This is a genomic window from Sphingobacterium sp. GW821-FHT03E03 (assembly GCF_059420745.1).
Genome location: NZ_JBWKUH010000012.1, coordinates 36,328 through 54,851, shown reverse-complemented (window position 1 = coordinate 54,851; position 18,524 = coordinate 36,328). Strand labels below are relative to the sequence as shown.

16 protein-coding genes are annotated in these 18,524 nt (G+C 37.9%); 12 read left to right on the top strand and 4 right to left on the bottom strand.

Features of this window, described 5'->3' with window-relative positions:
* The first annotated feature begins 22 nt into the window (after window positions 1-22).
* The 3 genes from ftsA to AC07UV_RS14570 all read left to right on the top strand — a co-directional run bounded on the left by ftsA (window position 23) and on the right by AC07UV_RS14570 (window position 4,469).
* Window positions 23-1,396 (top strand): cell division protein FtsA, encoded by a 1,374-nt coding sequence (gene ftsA / locus AC07UV_RS14580; protein WP_223580597.1) that lies wholly within the window; start codon window positions 23-25, stop codon window positions 1,394-1,396.
* Between the two features lie 140 nt (window positions 1,397-1,536).
* A complete protein-coding gene (gene ftsZ / locus AC07UV_RS14575) occupies window positions 1,537-3,237 on the top strand; it encodes a cell division protein FtsZ (RefSeq protein WP_495184275.1) in 1,701 nt (566 codons plus the stop codon).
* Between the two features lie 89 nt (window positions 3,238-3,326).
* Window positions 3,327-4,469 carry a sugar phosphate isomerase/epimerase family protein gene (locus AC07UV_RS14570; RefSeq protein WP_495184274.1) on the top strand — a complete coding sequence of 381 codons (1,143 nt, stop codon included), beginning with the start codon at window positions 3,327-3,329 and terminating at the stop codon, window positions 4,467-4,469.
* A 22-nt stretch (window positions 4,470-4,491) separates the two neighbouring features.
* On the opposite strand, the gene AC07UV_RS14565 is transcribed toward AC07UV_RS14570, so the two are convergent.
* Window positions 4,492-5,133 carry a response regulator gene (locus AC07UV_RS14565; protein ID WP_120259589.1) on the bottom strand — a complete coding sequence of 214 codons (642 nt, stop codon included), beginning with the start codon at window positions 5,131-5,133 and terminating at the stop codon, window positions 4,492-4,494.
* Between the two features lie 283 nt (window positions 5,134-5,416).
* Between AC07UV_RS14565 and mscL the strand changes: the two genes are divergently transcribed.
* The 5 genes from mscL (at window position 5,417) to tsaB (ending at window position 7,632) form a co-directional block, all read left to right on the top strand.
* Window positions 5,417-5,824 carry a large-conductance mechanosensitive channel protein MscL gene (gene mscL, locus AC07UV_RS14560; protein ID WP_120259590.1) on the top strand — a complete coding sequence of 136 codons (408 nt, stop codon included), beginning with the start codon at window positions 5,417-5,419 and terminating at the stop codon, window positions 5,822-5,824.
* Window positions 5,825-6,063: 239 nt separating this feature from the next.
* A complete protein-coding gene (rpmH, locus tag AC07UV_RS14555; RefSeq protein WP_075991291.1) occupies window positions 6,064-6,222 on the top strand; it encodes a 50S ribosomal protein L34 in 159 nt (52 codons plus the stop codon).
* Between the two features lie 60 nt (window positions 6,223-6,282).
* A complete protein-coding gene (locus tag AC07UV_RS14550) occupies window positions 6,283-6,699 on the top strand; it encodes a ribonuclease P protein component (RefSeq protein WP_495184273.1) in 417 nt (138 codons plus the stop codon).
* On the top strand, window positions 6,662-6,916 hold the full coding sequence (gene yidD, locus AC07UV_RS14545; RefSeq protein WP_282252855.1) for a membrane protein insertion efficiency factor YidD: 255 nt from the start codon (window positions 6,662-6,664) through the stop codon (window positions 6,914-6,916). Before AC07UV_RS14550 ends, yidD begins: the two co-directional genes overlap by 38 nt.
* A gap of 14 nt (window positions 6,917-6,930) precedes the next feature.
* Window positions 6,931-7,632 carry a tRNA (adenosine(37)-N6)-threonylcarbamoyltransferase complex dimerization subunit type 1 TsaB gene (tsaB, locus tag AC07UV_RS14540; RefSeq protein ID WP_495184272.1) on the top strand — a complete coding sequence of 234 codons (702 nt, stop codon included), beginning with the start codon at window positions 6,931-6,933 and terminating at the stop codon, window positions 7,630-7,632.
* Here the strand turns inward: tsaB and AC07UV_RS14535 are convergent.
* Together AC07UV_RS14535 and AC07UV_RS14530 are read right to left on the bottom strand one after the other, a co-directional pair.
* On the bottom strand, window positions 7,627-8,532 hold the full coding sequence (locus tag AC07UV_RS14535; protein WP_495184271.1) for a CorA family divalent cation transporter: 906 nt from the start codon (window positions 8,530-8,532) through the stop codon (window positions 7,627-7,629). The two genes, tsaB and AC07UV_RS14535, sit on opposite strands and share 6 nt — an antisense overlap.
* A 157-nt stretch (window positions 8,533-8,689) precedes the next feature.
* On the bottom strand, window positions 8,690-9,307 hold the full coding sequence (locus AC07UV_RS14530) for an OmpH/Skp family outer membrane protein (RefSeq protein ID WP_282252859.1): 618 nt from the start codon (window positions 9,305-9,307) through the stop codon (window positions 8,690-8,692).
* A 191-nt stretch (window positions 9,308-9,498) separates the two neighbouring features.
* Here AC07UV_RS14530 and gyrB point away from each other — a divergent pair, with 191 nt between their 5' ends.
* From gyrB to AC07UV_RS14510, 4 genes are all read left to right on the top strand, one after another.
* On the top strand, window positions 9,499-11,457 hold the full coding sequence (gyrB, locus tag AC07UV_RS14525) for a DNA topoisomerase (ATP-hydrolyzing) subunit B (protein WP_282252860.1): 1,959 nt from the start codon (window positions 9,499-9,501) through the stop codon (window positions 11,455-11,457).
* 215 nt (window positions 11,458-11,672) lie between these two features.
* Window positions 11,673-13,652 carry a ComEA family DNA-binding protein gene (locus AC07UV_RS14520; RefSeq protein WP_495184270.1) on the top strand — a complete coding sequence of 660 codons (1,980 nt, stop codon included), beginning with the start codon at window positions 11,673-11,675 and terminating at the stop codon, window positions 13,650-13,652.
* Window positions 13,649-15,739: a ComEC/Rec2 family competence protein gene (locus tag AC07UV_RS14515; RefSeq protein ID WP_495184269.1), complete on the top strand. Its 2,091-nt coding sequence runs from the start codon at window positions 13,649-13,651 to the stop codon at window positions 15,737-15,739. The genes AC07UV_RS14520 and AC07UV_RS14515 overlap by 4 nt, the downstream gene beginning before the upstream one ends.
* Window positions 15,736-17,637, top strand: coding sequence for a RecQ family ATP-dependent DNA helicase (locus AC07UV_RS14510; protein WP_495184268.1), 1,902 nt, complete (start codon window positions 15,736-15,738; stop codon window positions 17,635-17,637). Before AC07UV_RS14515 ends, AC07UV_RS14510 begins: the two co-directional genes overlap by 4 nt.
* Here the strand turns inward: AC07UV_RS14510 and AC07UV_RS14505 are convergent, their stop codons facing one another.
* Window positions 17,638-18,477, bottom strand: coding sequence for a sulfurtransferase (locus tag AC07UV_RS14505; RefSeq protein WP_495184267.1), 840 nt, complete (start codon window positions 18,475-18,477; stop codon window positions 17,638-17,640).
* Window positions 18,478-18,524: the final 47 nt, after the last annotated feature.

The following is an 18,524-nucleotide window of genomic DNA, read 5'->3' as shown; positions in this document are numbered from 1 at the left end:
TACAGCAACAATACAGGAAATTATGAACTCAAAGGCAGCAGAAATTGAAAGAGAGAATCCAATTATCGTGGGACTCGATATTGGTACTACCAAAATTTGTGTTACGGTTGGGAGACGTAGCTCAGGGAACAAAATCGAATTATTAGGTGTGGGCAAAGCCGACTCTGCTGGTGTGAGCAGGGGAGTGGTTGCCAATATCCAAAAGACTGTGGGAAGTATTTTGGAGGCGGTAGAAATTGCCGAAGCACAATCTAATGTCGATATTAAGGTTGTCAATGTGGGGATCGCTGGTCAGCACATTAAGAGCATCCAACACCGTGGAATATTTACCAAAACAGATGGTGATGATGAAATCATTCGAAGAGATATCGAACGGTTGATTTCTGATATGTATAAACTGGTACTGCCTCCAGGAGAAGAAATTATACATGTTTTACCTCAAGAGTTTACGGTAGATAATGAACCGGGTATCCGCGAACCTATCGGCATGGCTGGACGTCGTATAGAAGCAAATTTCCATATTATTTCGGGAAGAGTTACCGATATCAAAAATATTAAAAAATGTATTGATAATTCCAACCTGGAAGTTGCTGAACTGATCCTTGAGCCTTTGGCATCTTCAGAAGCTGTATTGGATGAAGATGAAAAAAATGCTGGTGTTGTATTAGTTGATATTGGTGGTGGAACGACAGATGTTGCAATCTTCCATGAAGGAATTATTCGTCATACCGCTGTAATCCCATTGGGCGGTAATATTGTGACTGAAGATATTCGCCAAGGTTGTTCTGTATTGCGTTCGCAAGCGGAATTGCTGAAAACTCGATTTGGATCTGCTCTTGCAGATGAAAATAAAGAAAATGAGGTAATTTGTGTGCCGGGATTGAAAGGTCGTGAGCCGAAAGAAATTTCGGTGAAAAACTTAGCTTATATTATTCAAGCTAGAATGGAAGAGATTATCGAGCACGTGTATTACGAGATCAAATCTTCTGGTTATGAAAATAAACTGATAGGTGGTATCGTTATCACAGGAGGTGGAGCTCAATTGAAGCATTTGGTACAACTCGTTGAGTACATTACCGGAATAGATTGTCGTGTCGGTTTTCCTAACGAGTATCTTTCGAAGAATGAAGTATTACCGAAGCCACTATTTGAAGAATTGAAAAGCCCATTATACGCAACAAGTATTGGCTTGTTGATCAAAGGGATTCAATCGCATGAAGAAGAGGAGGATAGTCGTAGAGAAGTGCATGCTCCTGCTAAAAAAGTACAGGCGACCACGACGACGAAAGAAGTTTCGGAACAACAGCAAAAAGAGCAAGGATTGTTGTCATGGTTCAAACGATTTATTAAGGATGGCAACGAAATTGATGACGCAAGTTTTTTAGATAAAAAGTAAGTTTTCCACAATGGTTGAAGTTTTCCACAATTTCACAAATGTGGAAAACTTTTGTTGAAATTATATTATTATTACATTACATATAGTGGGTTTGGTTCATTTTGATATCGTGTTCATTATAAGTTAAATAGGGATAAGTTATGTCAATACAGTTTGAAATGTTAAAAGAGCAATCTTCAATAATCAAGGTTATAGGGGTTGGTGGTGGTGGCGGCAATGCCGTAAACCACATGTATAAACAAGGAATTAGTGGGGTAGATTTTATCGTGTGTAATACTGATGCGCAGGCATTGGAGTTGAGCCCGATCCCAAATAAAGTTCAATTGGGAATAAGTCTAACCGAAGGTATGGGTGCTGGAGCAGATCCTGATGTAGGTGAAAATTCCGCTATCGAAAGTATTGAAGATATCAAACGCATGTTGGGCACCAATACCAAAATGTTGTTTATTACTGCTGGTATGGGTGGTGGTACAGGTACTGGAGCAAGCCCCGTTTTGGCTAAGGCCGCTAAGGAATTGGGTATTCTTACTGTTGCGATCATTACCACACCATTTACGTTCGAAGGTAAACGTCGTCGCTCACAAGCGGAAGAGGGACTTTCGGAATTACGTAAATATGTAGACTCTTATCTTGTTATCTCCAATGATCGCTTGCGCGAAATCTTTGGAAATCTAACGATGACAGCAGCTTTCGCAAAAGCTGATGATATATTGACGACGGCAGCAAAAGGTATCGCCGAAATTATCACTATCCCTGGTTATGTAAACGTCGATTTTAAAGATGTTCGTACGGTTATGAACGATAGTGGTGTAGCGATTATGGGTAATGCGATTGCCGAAGGCGAAGATCGTGCATTACGTGCAGTCGAAGGTGCTTTGGCTTCTCCATTGTTGAAAGACAATGAGATCGAAGGGGCTCGTTATATTTTATTGAATATTACTTCTGGAACAAAAGAGGTAACTATGGATGAAGTTGCAATCATCACAGATTATATTCAAGAAAAAGCAGGCTTGTCTGCCGATTTGATCTGGGGTAATTGTATTGACGAAAACTTTGAAGATGAATTATCAGTAACAATTATCGCAACAGGTTTTCAGACTTCGGAAGAACGTGATAAAGAGCGCGAAAATACAAAAGTATCTATGCCCTTGACACCTGAACCGGTAAATTCTTTTGTTAAACCTGTTTCTCAGGTGGCTCCAAAGGAAGCGCCAGTTGCCAATAGTTTTGTCACTCCGGTTCAACGTGTGGATACACCAGCTCCTTCAACAAATACACCAACGCCGAATAATCTGCAGTCTGACTTATTTACTTCTCCTAAAAATGTTGTGCAACAACAGCAAGTAGTGATTGAAGAACCACAGGTAATACGTCATGATTTGGGGTTTGATGGCGCTTATGAAGAGGAAACTCCATTTGCTGAAAGTGATTTTCAATTGAAAACTTCACCTTCTGTTTTTCAGTTTCAAATGCCGACAGTATTTGATTCATATGCTGCTCCATCATCATCAGACTATGATGAAAGACCTACGTTTTCTTCTAGCACAACCAATGAGCAGGTCGAAGTGCCTCAGGTAGAAGAAGAGCAGGTTTCGTTTGAGGATCAATTGGTACGTACTAAAGAGCGTATCCTGCGCTTGAAAGAACTAAGCATGAAATTGAAATCTTCGAATGGTCTTCATGAGTTGGAAAATGAGCCAGCTTACAAAAGAAAGCAAATGTCATTGGAGGATACACCACATTCTTCGCAGTCACAAGTCTCTCGCTTTACATTGTCATTTGAGGATGGAAATACCGAGATTCGACCAAATAATTCATTTTTACACGACAATGTAGATTAATCGAATTGACATAAAATACTAAAAAAGCCATCCAATCGGATGGCTTTTTTAGTATCTTTAAATACCGATATAATACAATTATACAAGCTATGACTACAAAATTAAATAACCCTGTATGGGTGATGAGTTCTGCCTTTGATAAATTGTCACTACCAGAATTGATTCAAACAACAAAAAGAATTGGTGCCGGTGGAATTGACCTTTGTGTTTTTAGAAAAGATGGCACGCGTGAGGACCATACAGCTACACATTTGGACTATGAGGGATTTACACCAGTAAAAGCTAAAGAGACGCTAGAATTGTTTAATCAGGCCGATTTAAAGCTCTCGCTTGGAGCCTTTGAGAATATGATTGGAGGAGATCCCGAACAGCGTGTGAAAAACCAGAATCACCTATTAAAATTGATCCGGATTGCCCATTTGCTGGGTGGTGATGAGAATAATGTCAAAGTTGGTACTTTCGTCGGTTATAATCACGAATTGGGAAATCAGCTAGATGGATTTCAGAAAAACCTGGATGAATATAAACGCGTATTTGCACCAATTGTTAATTACGCTGAGAGTCTTGGGGTAACAATACTATATGAAAACTGTCCTATGGAGGGCTGGCGTTCTTCAAGGTATAGTTCTACCTACAACAACTTACCTGCCGTCTTGGCAGCACGTAAATTGATGTATGCAATGGTGCCTAGTAAAGCACATGGTGAAATTTACGACCCTTCACATGATGTTTGGCAAAATACAAACCCAATTGACGTCATTCGTAATACTGATATCAGTAGATTGCAGCGTATACATGTGAAAACTACGCGAAATCTGCAAACAACTGCTCGTGTAGACTGGGGTGGAATGTATCCCATGCAACATGTCGATGCTGAACTAGCAAAAAAAGCAAATGTGAGTATTCCGGGGCATGACTGGGATAGACATCACTATGAAGCGATGCTTCCGGGATTTGGTGGATCAGATAGCATGGATTGGCGTGGTTTTGTTGATCTACTTCAGGAACGTGGATTCAAAGGGCCATTTGAAATTGAAAATGAGGCAAAAAATTCAAAAGATACGGGTGATTTCTCAGCAACAGTACAAGGATTTACGACTTGTCTTAATTTCTTAGCTCCTATGTTATGGGATTTGGAAGCTGAGGTTGGTTACGCTTATAAAAAATCTGAACCTTTAAAAGATATCAATGCAAAAGATATTCCGGTTATTACGATGGATGATCTAATCTAAAAAAATACACTCCAACAATATTCTAATTGTTGGAGTGTATTCTGAAAAGTTCAATTAGCTCAGGAATATTGGAAACATTTAATTTCTCAAATATTCTGCTTTTATAGGTGCTTACAGTTGATGGGCTCAGCTCAAGTAGACCTGATACTTCAATGATTCCTAGACCTTTGATCAGTTGTTTTGCCACATCTACCTCTCTGTTTGACAAGCGTGCCAATGGATTTAATTTCGTAAGTTCGGATTTACTCTGAGTCAATTTTTGGACATATAAATCCTGTACATTGCTCGACATATACTTACCTCTTTCTTGGATAGCTAATATAGCGTGACTCAATTCTGCCATCGCGGTAGTTTTATTGAGATAGCCTACTGCTCCAGCTTCAATATAGCGTAAAGCATATAATGATTCATCATAAGATGAGAAAATTAGAATTTTTATAGTAGGTTGAATCTGTAGGATTTCTTCGACAACTCTAATATTATTTCCTCCTGGCATATTGATGTCCAGTAATAATAGATCGAAATCTTCCAGTTTTATCTTTTCTAGTACCTCGTCGAAATTTTCGGCTTGAAATATTTCCGCTTTTTTAAGGGTCTCCTTAATAATAACGGAAGCTCCGAGTCGTACAATACCGTGGTCGTCTGCAATAAGAATCTTCTTCATAGATACTTTATATTATTCTGGGCTTTAATTACCGTGCGAAATTTAAAGTACTATCAATATACAATATATCTTGATATTTTGCCCTAGTTAACGAGCAAATATAGCAAATTAAGTTAATAAAAAACTTGAGCATATTGTTTTAGGTCATAATTTTAAAAATAGGATTTAAGATAGAAAAATATAGGACAATAAAGACTCACGATAAAAAAATGGTTTATTTTAATTAGATTTATGTGACAATTACTAGTTTTGGTAAAATTTTAAAAGATTAAATGGTTTTAATATGGGATTTTTAAAAGAATTTAAAGAGTTCGCAATGCGCGGAAGCGTTGTTGATTTGGCTGTCGGTGTTGTTATCGGTGGGGCATTTGGTAAAATTGTTACCTCATTGGTTGACGATATTATCATGCCACCCATAGGTTATTTAACAGGTGGCGTAGATTTTGCATCCAAGAAAATTATACTTAAAGTTGCTGACGAGGCCACCAAACAAGCTGAAGTTTCTATTAACTATGGGAATTTTATCAATGTGGTCATCCAGTTTATAATTGTTGCATTATGTATTTTTACTGTTATTAAAGCATTAAATTCGTTAAAACGCAAAGAGGAGGCTGCTCCTGCCGCTCCAGCTGCGCCAACAAAAGAAGAAACATTGTTGACAGAGATCAGAGATATTCTGAAAACTAAATAATTTCAAATTTTATTTGATTTCGAATAAAACAGAGGAGTACCACTTCTCTGTTTTTTATTCTTGTGCAATTTGTAAATTGGTTTTTTAGGCTGTCAATGAATAAATTAGAGATGACTTTTTACTTAAAGTCTAAATGTTCTCAATATTGTTTGTTTTTGTCTAAAATAAACTTTACTTTTGCATTCCTCTTGGGGAGTTTTGTATTAATTGAAGTAAGAACAAATTAGCATAATAGCGTCATGAAAAGAACATTTCAGCCATCGCAAAGAAAAAGAAGAAACAAACACGGTTTTAGAGAGCGCATGAGCTCTGCAAACGGTAGAAGAGTATTAGCTTCACGTAGAGCTAAAGGTAGAAAACGTCTTACAGTGTCTGACGAATACCGTCACAAAGGTTAGTCTTTGACAAGGATCGGTGGCCGCTTATAAGAGCTTTTTCTGATAAGATTAAGTCATCGTATGAGAAATACATTTACAAAAGAAGAACGGTTATGTGCGAAAAGGCGTATTGATACGCTTTTTAAAAGCGGTTCTTCTTTTGTTTTGTACCCTTTTAGAATTGTTTTTGTATTCGAAAAAAACAATGAGACTGAAAATTCCCCCCCCTGTCAGTCTATTATATCCGTTTCCAAACGTAGGTTCAAAAGAGCAGTAGATCGCAATGCGATAAAGCGTATGATGCGTGAAGGCTATCGTCTCCAGAAATCGAATGATTTGATTCCTTTTTTGTTGAAACATAATGTAACTTTGTATTTAGCTATTCAGTACGTGGGCAAACAGATCTTAGCATATGATGTGTTCCATACCGCGATGAATAAAATGCTGAAAAAATTACAGGATGAATGTGCTGATGCTTATTTGGAAAAAGGGAATTAAACCTTTCTTTAGTTTTATTTTCTTAACTATTATTCGTTTCTATCAATTGTTTATTTCACCATTTTTGGGCGCCAATTGTCGGTATACACCTACTTGTTCTCAATATGGCAAGGAGGCTATTCTAAAATATGGGCCTTTTAAAGGTGGGTGGATGGCTTTGAAGCGAATTGGACGTTGTAATCCTTGGGGCGGCCATGGCCATGATCCTGTACCTTGATCTCAATATAAACGATGAATAATTTAATTTTACAAATTGATACCTCAACCACCGTTTGTTCGGTTGCCTTAAGTGAAAATGGACAGACATTGGCTGTGATAGATCTTGATGAACCTAATGCGCATGCTGCTAAACTGACTGTTTTGATCGAACAAATTTTGTCTGAAACAGAGCGTTCTATGAAAGAACTGGCCGCGATAGCGGTGAGCATGGGACCGGGATCTTATACAGGGCTGCGTATTGGGGTGTCTACAGCAAAAGGTCTTTGTTATGGTTTAGATATACCTTTGATTGCGATCAATACGCTTGAAGCATTGTTTTTTGGATATCAAGAGCAATTTGGACTGCAAGAAAACGAAGCTTTTATACCAATGTTGGATGCACGTCGCATGGAAGTATATTCTGCAATTTATGACCATAAGCGTGACCTTGTAAAACCTACTTCGGCAGAAATAATTGACGCTGATTATTATGAAGAACTGTTGACTAGATACAATTGTGTTAATCTATTTGGCTCAGGTGCTGATAAATTTGATACATTGTTTGATACTAACGAACGGGTGAATGTGCAGTTGGGGTTTAAAGATTCGGCTGCATTTTTATCGCAATTGGCGTTTGATAAATTTCAAAATAAAGAATTCGAGGATGTTGCCTATTTTGAGCCTTTCTATCTGAAAGACTTTGTGGTAATGACAAAGAAAAAGGTTGGCTTATAGCCAACCTTTTCTTTTGAACCATAAGTAAATGGCCATCGAAATAGCAACCATGATTGCCATAGCAATGGGGTAACCATAATACCATTCCAGTTCTGGCATATTTTTAAAATTCATTCCATATACTCCAGCCACAAATGTAATCGGCATAAAAAAGACTGAGAAAATTGTCAAAATACGCATGATTTCGTTCGTGTGATTTGATGATATATTAAAGAACACATTCAATAATTGCGCAACATTCTCAGATAAGTTTTCATACAATGTCGAGGTGCGTATCTGAAGATCTTTTAAGTCTCGCGTGTATACGTCTTTTTTGGAGGACGAATGAAAATGTTCGATGACCTCCTTATACAAGAAAATAACCTTTCTGGCGACATCTATTTGCCGTTTGATGAAATATAGATTTTTCAGTACAGGCTGTTGCTTCATGCGTTTCAGAAAAATTAGTTCCTCATAAGAATCAATACGTGTCGACAGTTGTTCCAATGTTTTACTGAAAGTGAAAACCGCAGCTGTAGTAATAAATACAGCCAGTTTTCGGCTATTTTTTGTCTTTACGCTCGTAAACTCAATGTTTTTGAGCTTCTCTAAAAATTCAATACGACGTTTGTGTACAGTGATTACAAAATCACTTCCATAGAAGATTGTTAGGCGATCTGTTACTTCACCGATACTGTCCGAATTCTCTTTGAAACTATCAGACATGACCCGGAGAATAACAAACGTGTAGTTTTCAAATTCTTCAATTTTAGGGAGATGATCCGGTTCCTTGGAATCCTTAATGGAGGCATCATTTAGATTATATCTTTCCTTGATGAACGCAAAATCTTCTGAGGTAGGCTCGGAGATATCAATCCATTCGTAATTTGCGATTTCTTTTTCAACAATCGTTTTGATCATAAATCTAATTTATACAAAGACAAGATACTAAACAATTTTGTTTGTTGCCAATACTTGCAGAAAGGGGGGGCTTTTTAATCAGTAGGCTCGGAAGCTTAATAAATCAAAAAAGCCATCAAATGTTATGATGGCTTTCCTGATATTTATCTTAGTCTTCTTATTTGTTGGAAGATTTGTATTCGTCATTTAACTGTTTGATCACTTCATTGGTGATTTCCAGAGAAGGATCAGCATATAATACAGTAGGATTAGATTTAGAATAAGTGAGTACAAGTTTATAACCGTTATCTGAAGCATGTTTTTTCAAAAACTCAGTGATTTTATTGTACACGTTGTTGAATTCTTCTGACTCATCTTTTGCGAGGGATGAAGAAGCCGTCTGATCTAATCTTGCCAACTCATCTTGTTTACGCGCTAATTTTTGTTCGGTAGCTTGTCTATCTGCAGCAGACATTGTAGCGGCATTTTTTTGATAGTCAGCAACCTCACGTTGAAACGCAGCGCTTTTAGCTTGAAGATCAGCTTGCGCTTTTTTTACTTTGTTTTCAAGCTTTGATTTGATGTCTTTAAAATATTGATATTTTTCCGAAAGTGAATCAGAATTTAAATAAACGATTTTATCCTTGTTGCTGCCTTGACTCTCTTTGCTTACAGCGTTTGAATCATTTTTGGAGGGTTCATTTTGCGTTTTCGCACCTTGATTACATGATACGATTGTTCCAGCCAATAAAAGACCAAAGGAAACTTTCGATACAATTGAAAATATAGTGTTCATTTTTTTATTATTTGCGAATTAATACTGAAACAAACCTAACATAAAAAAATCGAAATTCTAATTTTTAACCATAAAAAAGTAAAATTATCGACCATTTGATTGTTTGGGATTATCCGTTTAATACTTCACCGCAGACTTGATAAATCGGTCAAAATTTCGTATTTTTGAATATTACATTTAACAGTTTTTCAATGAGCGAAGAAAAGAAAAATGCATCCACCTACTCGGCCGATAATATTCAGGTATTAGAGGGTTTAGAGGCGGTTCGTAAGCGTCCATCCATGTATATTGGTGATACCGGTGTAAAAGGATTACACCACTTGGTATACGAGGTTGTAGACAATTCAATCGACGAAGCTGTAGCAGGGTACTGTACAGATATCTTTGTTACTATCCATAAAGACAATTCAATTTCTGTTCGGGATAACGGTCGTGGTATCCCTACCGGAATCAACAAAAAAGAGAATAAATCAGCGTTGGAACTCGTTATGACGGTATTACATGCTGGTGGTAAGTTTGACAAAGATACATACAAAGTATCTGGGGGTCTACATGGTGTGGGGGTATCTTGTGTGAACGCATTGTCTACACTTTTGAAAGCTGAGGTACACCGCGATGGAAAAGTATACCAACAAGAGTATCAAATCGGTAAACCTTTATACGATGTAAAAGAAGTTGGTGTCTCTGATAAGACAGGTACAATTGTAACATTCCATCCGGATGCAACAATATTCACACAGACCACAGTATATAATTACGATACTTTGGCCAATCGACTTCGTGAGCTTGCATTCTTGAATAAAGGAGTAAGCCTGACTTTGGATGACGAGCGTGAAACTAACGAAGACGGTTCAGAAAAGAAAGAAACTTTCCATTCTGAAGGTGGTTTGAAAGAATTTGTCAAATTCTTGGACGGTACACGTCAAGCATTGATTCCTGAGCCAATCTATGTAGAGGGAATTAAACAAGGTATTCCTGTGGAGTTGGCTTTACAATATAACGATACTTATTCTGAGAATGTCCATTCTTATGTAAATAATATCAACACGATCGAGGGTGGTTCACACGTAGCGGGTTTCCGCAGAGGTTTGACACGTACCTTGAAAGCATATGCTGATAAATCAGGTTTGCTTAAAAACTTAAAAGTCGAAATTACTGGTGATGATTTCCGTGAGGGATTAACTGCTGTCATTTCGGTGAAGGTTGCGGAGCCTCAATTTGAAGGACAAACAAAAACCAAGTTAGGTAACTCCGAGGTAATGGGAGCTGTAGATGTGGCTGTTGGTGAGATTTTAGGTGTTTACCTTGAAGAAAACCCGCGTGAAGCGAAATCTATTGTTCAAAAGGTTGTTATCGCAGCCCAAGCGCGTGCAGCAGCACGTAAAGCTCGTGACTTGGTACAACGCAAAACTGTAATGGGCGGTTCCGGGCTTCCAGGTAAATTGGCCGATTGTCAAGATAATGACCCTACCAAATGTGAGATTTATTTTGTCGAGGGGGATTCTGCGGGCGGTACAGCTAAGTCTGGCCGCGACCGGAAGCACCAAGCCATTATGCCATTACGAGGTAAGATCCTGAACGTTGAAAAAGCAATGGAACATAAGATCTATGAAAATGAAGAGATCAAAAATATGTTTACTGCTTTAGGTGTAAGCGTTGGTACCGCTGAAGATGCCAAAGCGTTGAATATTGATAAATTACGCTACCACCGTATCATTATCATGACCGATGCCGATGTGGATGGTTCCCACATTACGACTTTGATTCTGACATTCTATTTTAGATATATGAAAGAATTGATCGAAAGAGGATATGTGTATATTGCTACTCCTCCTTTGTACCTTGTGAAAAAGGGTAAAGAACATGAGTATGCATGGAATGAGGACCAACGTATTAATGCTATTCAACGCCTAAAAGGAACAGGTAAAGAAGATAGTGTACATGTACAGCGTTATAAAGGTCTAGGTGAGATGAATGCGGAGCAATTATGGGATACAACAATGAACCCTGAAACACGTACATTGCGTCAAGTAACTATTGAAAACGCAGCCGAATGTGACCGTATTTTCTCGATGTTAATGGGAGATGAAGTTGCACCTCGTCGTGAATTTATTGAGAAAAATGCACGTTACGCAAAAATTGATATCTAATAACAATTTTATAGCTAAAATAGAAGGTCTGATGAAATTTTTCATCAGACCTTTTTTTATTCTATTTTATTTTCTAACTTAATACAGAGGAATCATTTTTCTGCCGGGGATAAGTGCTTCTTCAACCAACGGATAGCCAATATTTAATAGAACCTATTATGAAATATTGTAGCAAAATTTTGCTCTTTATAGGTTATTTTATTGGGATAACCTGTATGGCGCAAACAAATGAAAAAATCAACCTTGAAGAGCTATTTGAAAGTTTATCGGAGGAACTACCCGAAGACATCGATTTAAGTGAACTAAGTGAAAAATGGACCTACTATTTAAAAAATCCGATTGATCTGAATAAGACTGATGGGACAGAACTAATCGAATTACAATTTATAGATCCTTTATTGTTGCAGCGGTTGATTGAGCATCGTCAGGTTTCTGGCAACTTTATCAATGTCTTGGAGATCCAGTCCATTGAGGGATTTAATACACGGATTGTGAGCTTATTGTTGCCTTTCGTTAAAGTCGGAGAGGCTAGTCCATTTGCGGGAAGCAAATTCAATGATGTATCACACGAATTTATGTTGCGATACGGACGGACCTTAGAGAAAACAAAAGGATACCAAATTATAGATACCACAAGATCTCGGTATCTGGGAGACCCCAACCGATATGCCATCCGATATCGGGCAAATCTAAAAGATAAAATTCGCTTAGCGATAAATATGGAAAAGGATGCTGGCGAGCCATTTTTTAAGGATAAGCAAAAACTGGGATTTGATTTTTATGGAGTAAGTCTATTCGTTAAGTCTATTGGTCCAGTTCGCAACCTTGTCTTTGGAGATTATGCATTGCAATTTGGTCAGGGACTTAGCATGTGGAATGGTTTGAGCTTTGGTAAAGGGGGACTCGTACAAAATACGGCCAGACAGGGAATCGGGGTGAAGCAATATACGTCATTAAATGAGGTTAATTTTATGCGTGGAATTACTGGAACCTTACAGCTGCAGCGATTTGAGATCACACCATATTTTTCATATCAGAACATCGACGCCAATGTAGCCGATGATATAGAATCTAGGGTAATTAAGACGATTGCGAAATCGGGATTACACCGAACAGCAACTGAGCAACGCTATAGAAATGCTGCACATCAAATGACCTACGGAATGAATGTTTTATGGCGATACAATCGTTTCAAAATAGGAGTTAATTTCAATCAATCTCAATTGGATGCGATTAAGCTCAAAGGGACGGGCAAAAGACAGCAGTATGATTTCGAAGGCGATGTGCTGCAAAATATAAGTCTGTATACCAATTATACGTTCCGAAATGCTCATCTATTTGGAGAATACGCCAGTAGCCTAGATGGTGGCTCGGCTATGCTATTGGGGTCAATCGTCAGCTTACACCCACGACTATCTACTGTTGTTCTTGTTCGGAATTATAGGAAAAATTACCATACTTTTTATGGGCAGGGTTTTGGTGAATCGAGTAACACCTCAAATGAAGAGGGAATTTATGCAGGACTAACCTATCAATTGGCAAGAAAGTTAGTTTGGTCCAGTTATATTGATTTATTTAGCTTCCCAGAAGCTAAATTTCAAGCTGATACCGGATCTGTAGGTGCGGACTTTTTTAGTCAGCTCAGTTATATATGGTACAAAAAGGGACAACTTGCTTTAAGGTATAGAAATCGATTAAAACAGACAGACTATATAGGAGAGGGGCAAACTGAATCAGGACTGATAAATAGCTCAAAGCAACAGGTACGTATAGAGTTTCAATATAAATTGAACCGTATCTGGACCATTCGTTCCCGAGCTGAGGCTAATCTGTTCCAGAAAGAATATGAGGATAATAGTCTTGGCTATCTATTTTATCAGGATGTTTTCTGGAAGCCTGATGTCGGAAAGATTCAATTAAATACACGGATAGCCTATTTTCAAGCCGATACTTATGACAATCGGATCTATGCTTATGAGAACGATGTCTTATATGCTTCAGGATTTGGAATGTATAATATGAAAGGTTGGCGAGCATATTTGAACTTAAGATATAGAATAAACCATAATCTCGATATATGGACAAAGTATGGTATTTACTATTACCCCGATAAAGACACAATAGGTGCAGGATTGGATGAGATCAGCGGTAACAGAAAGTCCGAGATCAAGGTACAATTGAGATGGCAATTATGATGCAATTAAGTTTTTATCAAAAGCTGGAACGAATTCCTATACTAAAGATTGCTTTGGTTTACACTATTGGTCTCTTTGTCGCTCCAATGCTGAAGCTCTCGTTGACATGGTTTCAATACCTGCAACATAGCTTGGTTTTGTTAACAGGAATAACGCTTTGTTGCTATATACTCAAAGGAAGATTGTCTAAACATAGCTATCTTATCGGATATTATATGCTAGTCCTGTTATTTAGCGTATGGCAATTTTGGCGTAACGACCCGCTTTATACTGAAAATCATTTTTCGCATTTTCATCTGGATAGCTATGTTTTAGATATTATCGAGGAACCTAAAGCTAAGTCCGGTGTCATTCGGTTTTCAGCTGAGGTAGTGGGTGGTTATAGCCAAGGAAGTTTTATAGCAACTACAGGCAAAATCATGGTCGCCTTAAAATCTATCGCGAAAAGCCGGTTTCAATACGCCGATCGGATTTGGTTAAAGGGTCAAATGGTGAGTGTGCCACCGCCATTGAATCCACTCGAGTTTGACTATAAAGAACACTTGGAAAGAACTGATATCTACCATCAAATTTTCTTACGAACGGATAGCTATACCATAATCGAAAAAGGAGCTTCCCAATCCGCTGATATTACTGGTATAGCTCTAGAAATACGGGGATATTTTTTAAAAAAACTGCGGAATTATTTTGAGAAAGAGGAACACTTCTCTATTGTGGCTGCTTTGATATATGGTTTTCGTAATAATCTTGATGAAGATACCATAAGGACATTTACAAATACGGGAACGATACATGTATTGAGCGTTTCTGGAATGCATGTGGCAGTGCTTTTCGGTTTTCTATCGCTCGTGTTTAGATATATTCCCTGGCCGTTAATGTTGAACTGGGTGCCTGTTGTAATAACATTTTCCATTATTTGGTTATATGCTTTTATTACGGGCTTAGATCCACCTATTGTTCGTGCTGCGATTATGATAAGCTTTGTTTTATCCGCACAGTATTTTAAACGAAATAGTTCGACTTTAAATGCGTTGGTGGCTGCCGCAACAGTTATTTTGCTCTTGTCTCCTAGAGCGATTACGAATGTGGGATTTCAGCTCTCATTTTTGGCGGTTTTAGGCATGATATTATTTTTGCCAATTTTTGAAAAAATGATTGTTGCAAAAAATCCGGTGCTGCGTTTTTTTAGGGATACTATTGGCATCTCTATTGCCGCACAAATTTTGACAACACCACTTACGCTCTATTATTTCGGACAATTTCCTACTTATTTTTTACTGGCTAATCTACTAGTTGACTTCCCTTCAACATTAGTAATGTATCTGGGTTTTGTGATGACGATCAATCCTATTGATTGGTTAAATGAGATCTTGGGAAATCTCTTGGAAAATTTAATCAGATTTATGCTTTATTGCCTGAATTCCATTGATCGTTTGGCCTTTTCAACTATCAATATCAATATCATTGATAACGTTCTTCTTTTCCTTTCGTATGCCGCTATTTTTTCGTTTTTATATGCCTATCAATGGAAAGAAAAAAAATATCATTATTTGGGGCTCCTTTGTGTTATAGGGATGCTCATCATAGACATCCACAATCAGGTTATAAATAAAAATACAGAGCGATTTCGGGTTTATAACACAAGAAATGAGCTGACCATAGCTTATTTTAGGAATAGACATGCTGTTATTTACAGCACTTTTGATTCGTTAAATAATAAAGCCCTGCAATATGCTTGTGGTCGGGAAATCCGGGTATTGGCCACCAAAGATAATGTTCAATTTATTCCATTAAATAGTAAAGCTACAAGGAATAATTATTTAATAGAGCTACCAATAGGAAAAGTAGTCGTTATGGAGCATTTTAAAGATACGCTACCACAAGCAGATCTATTGGTTATTAGGAAGAATGCTGTTCATAAACTATCTACTGTAGTGCGTATAATTTCACCCAAGCAGGTTATCCTTGATGGGTCCAATTCCCTTAAGAAATCGTTCCAAGCCCAGGTCATACTGGACAGTTTAAGGATAAAGAGTTATATCATAAAAGATAATTTTGCGTATGTTTGGGATAAGGAGAGCTTATGATTTTAGATAGCATATCAATCTTAAGACAATATTGGGGTTTTGAATCATTTCGACCATTGCAGGAAGAAATTATTCAGTCAGTTATTTCTGGTAAAGATACACTAGCTTTATTACCTACAGGAGGGGGGAAATCCATTTGTTTTCAGGTGCCCGCATTGATGATGGAGGGAATCTGCATCGTGGTAACACCGTTGATTGCGCTGATGAAAGATCAGGTAGAACACTTGAGGAAAAACGGTATCCAGGCAGTCGCTATTTATTCAGGAATGAAAAAGAGGGAAGTGGATATTACCTTGGATAATTGTGTCTATGGAAAAATAAAGTTTCTTTACTTATCTCCTGAGCGATTGTATAATGATCTTGTCAGGGAGCGGATCAGATTTATGAACGTCAATCTGTTCGCTATCGATGAGGCGCATTGTATTTCTCAATGGGGCTATGATTTTAGACCGCCATATCTGGAGTTATCGAAACTGAAGGAGCTTCATCCTAAAGTGCCATTTTTAGCACTGACCGCAACCGCGACTGAACGGGTGATTGTCGATATACAGAAGAAACTCAATTTTCCGCAGGAGAATGTATTTGTCAAAAGTTTTCTTCGAGATAACTTAGCTTATATGGCTATTGAGGAAGAAGACAAAATGGGGCGGATGGTGCGTATTATTCATAAACTGGGTGGATCAGGTATCGTGTATGTTCGAAATCGGAGAGAGACGCAGGAAATAGCACGTATTTTAATCAACAATGGGATATCATCAGACTACTATCATGCAGGACTGCCCGGACAAGAGCGTGATCAGAAGCAGAATGGCTGGATGACTAATGCTGTTCGTGTTATCGTTGCCACAAATGCTTTTGGTATGGGAATCGATAAACCTGATGTTCGTTTTGTAATTCACCTTGATCTGCCTGATTCGCTGGAAGCTTATTACCAGGAAGCTGGTAGGGCTGGACGTGATGGTAAAAAAGCTTATCCAGTTATCCTTTATCAAAAGAATGATGAAAAAAAACTCGTTGATACATTGGAGGCCAGTTTTCCGGATGTCCCTTTCATTCAACAGACTTATCATTATTTGTGTAATCATTTCCAGATTCCCTATGGAGCAGGCGAAGGTCTTACGATAGATTTTGATGTGGTTACGTTTGCCAAAAAATATCAATTGCCTTTGGTACCGGTCATGAATGCACTGAAATTTTTGGAACGCGATGGTTGGTTGACATTGTCAGAAGCGGTAACGATACCCTCACGTTTCAAATTTGAAATTGATAGCACAGAATTATATAAGGTTCAAGTGCAATATGTGAAATATGATAAATTGATTAAGGCAATTTTACGTACCTATGGTGGAGTTTTTGAGAATTATATACTCATTAATGAATATGAATTTGCAAACAAGCTTGGAGTTCCATACGGTCGGGTAGTGGAGCTTTTAAAATCACTGGAAGCATTGGAAATTGCAAGTTATCTCCCTTCTACGGATGCACCACAGTTGACATTTTTGCAAAATCGTGTGGACTACAAACACCTGTACATCGATCATATCTTTATTCGCGACCGCCATCAGGTCAAAGGGGAACAGGTCAATGGAATGATAGATTATATCGAAAAATCCCATTGCCGCAGCCAGTCCTTACTGCTTTATTTTGGCGAAAAGAATGCGGGTTTTTGTCAGGTATGTGATCTATGTTTAATGCGTATACACAAAGAAAGCCAGCGAACTAAAATTAAGGAAGAGATAAAAAACAGCTTGTTGTTGGCACCTAAAAGTCTTCATGATCTGATTGACAGTTTGACCCTCGGAACTGAAAAAAGAAGAATAGAGATTGTCCGTGACCTACTGGATGCCGAAGTAATTCGTTTGGAGGACAAGCTCTATTCCTGGAATACTTTATTTTGATTATTTTTCTATTGGGAGGTTAAGTTCTTCTCTGCCCCATTCAGACCAGGAACCATCGTATACACGTATGTTTGTATGCCCTGAAATATACGATGCAAAGGCAAGGATAGAAGCAGTTACCCCCGAACCACAGGAAAATATGTATTCATTTTCTGTTGTTTTAAATTGATCGAATTGCTGCTTAAGTTCGTCAACTTGTTTATAATAAATACCATCAAGCAATTCTTCGAAAGGTAGGTTTTTCGAATGGGGAATATGTCCGCCATTAAGACCTTTACGGGGTTCCGCAACTAAGCCGGTAAATCTTCCTTTACTTCTAGCATCGAAAATACTTACTTCTGGCGCCTTATAATGTGCTAAGATATACTCTTTGTCAGCGTAAAGGTTTTTTTGAAAATGTGCCTTATGATTTCCCGTTTTGTGCTGCTGCTTATAATTGTCTGTTAGTTCAAATTTGTTTTTTTTCCAGGCAGGAACTCCTCCATTTAAAATATAGACCTGATCAAATCCCATTACCTTAAACATCCACCAAGCACGTGGACTGGAATAAACCCCCCATCTATCATATAAAACAATGATGCTATTCTGATCAATTCCCAATGCTTGCGCTTCTGTCTCAAACAGCTGTTCAGAGACCAAGGTATGGGGCAATTTAGCAGCATGGTCTGAAAATTTCCCCTCGATATCAAAAAATAGTGAATTTGGCAATAATTCTAATTTTGAATCTTTTAAGGATTGACCGACCTTATCGATGGTACAGTCTAGTAGGATCACATTTTCATCTCTTGTCAATGTATCCTGAAGTTCGGATGGACTAATTAAGGCTGATTTGAATGACATAACAATTGTTCTTATGTATACAAAATTACAAAGCAGACCGTTAAAAA

Excerpts from the sequence above, each read along its gene's own strand:
- AC07UV_RS14530 (WP_282252859.1), bottom strand. The coding sequence starts at position 9,307 with ATGAACACTATATTTTCAATTGTATCGAAAGTTTCCTTTGGTCTTTTA.
- mscL (WP_120259590.1), top strand. The coding sequence starts at position 5,417 with ATGGGATTTTTAAAAGAATTTAAAGAGTTCGCAATGCGCGGAAGCGTT.
- AC07UV_RS14535 (WP_495184271.1), bottom strand. The coding sequence starts at position 8,532 with ATGATCAAAACGATTGTTGAAAAAGAAATCGCAAATTACGAATGGATT.
- rpmH (WP_075991291.1), top strand. The coding sequence starts at position 6,064 with ATGAAAAGAACATTTCAGCCATCGCAAAGAAAAAGAAGAAACAAACAC.
- AC07UV_RS14505 (WP_495184267.1), bottom strand. The coding sequence starts at position 18,477 with ATGTCATTCAAATCAGCCTTAATTAGTCCATCCGAACTTCAGGATACA.
- yidD (WP_282252855.1), top strand. The coding sequence starts at position 6,662 with ATGAATGTGCTGATGCTTATTTGGAAAAAGGGAATTAAACCTTTCTTT.
- AC07UV_RS14510 (WP_495184268.1), top strand. The coding sequence starts at position 15,736 with ATGATTTTAGATAGCATATCAATCTTAAGACAATATTGGGGTTTTGAA.
- AC07UV_RS14570 (WP_495184274.1), top strand. The coding sequence starts at position 3,327 with ATGACTACAAAATTAAATAACCCTGTATGGGTGATGAGTTCTGCCTTT.
- AC07UV_RS14515 (WP_495184269.1), top strand. The coding sequence starts at position 13,649 with ATGATGCAATTAAGTTTTTATCAAAAGCTGGAACGAATTCCTATACTA.
- ftsZ (WP_495184275.1), top strand. The coding sequence starts at position 1,537 with ATGTCAATACAGTTTGAAATGTTAAAAGAGCAATCTTCAATAATCAAG.
- tsaB (WP_495184272.1), top strand. The coding sequence starts at position 6,931 with ATGAATAATTTAATTTTACAAATTGATACCTCAACCACCGTTTGTTCG.
- AC07UV_RS14550 (WP_495184273.1), top strand. The coding sequence starts at position 6,283 with ATGAGAAATACATTTACAAAAGAAGAACGGTTATGTGCGAAAAGGCGT.
- gyrB (WP_282252860.1), top strand. The coding sequence starts at position 9,499 with ATGAGCGAAGAAAAGAAAAATGCATCCACCTACTCGGCCGATAATATT.
- ftsA (WP_223580597.1), top strand. The coding sequence starts at position 23 with ATGAACTCAAAGGCAGCAGAAATTGAAAGAGAGAATCCAATTATCGTG.
- AC07UV_RS14520 (WP_495184270.1), top strand. The coding sequence starts at position 11,673 with ATGGCGCAAACAAATGAAAAAATCAACCTTGAAGAGCTATTTGAAAGT.
- AC07UV_RS14565 (WP_120259589.1), bottom strand. The coding sequence starts at position 5,133 with ATGAAGAAGATTCTTATTGCAGACGACCACGGTATTGTACGACTCGGA.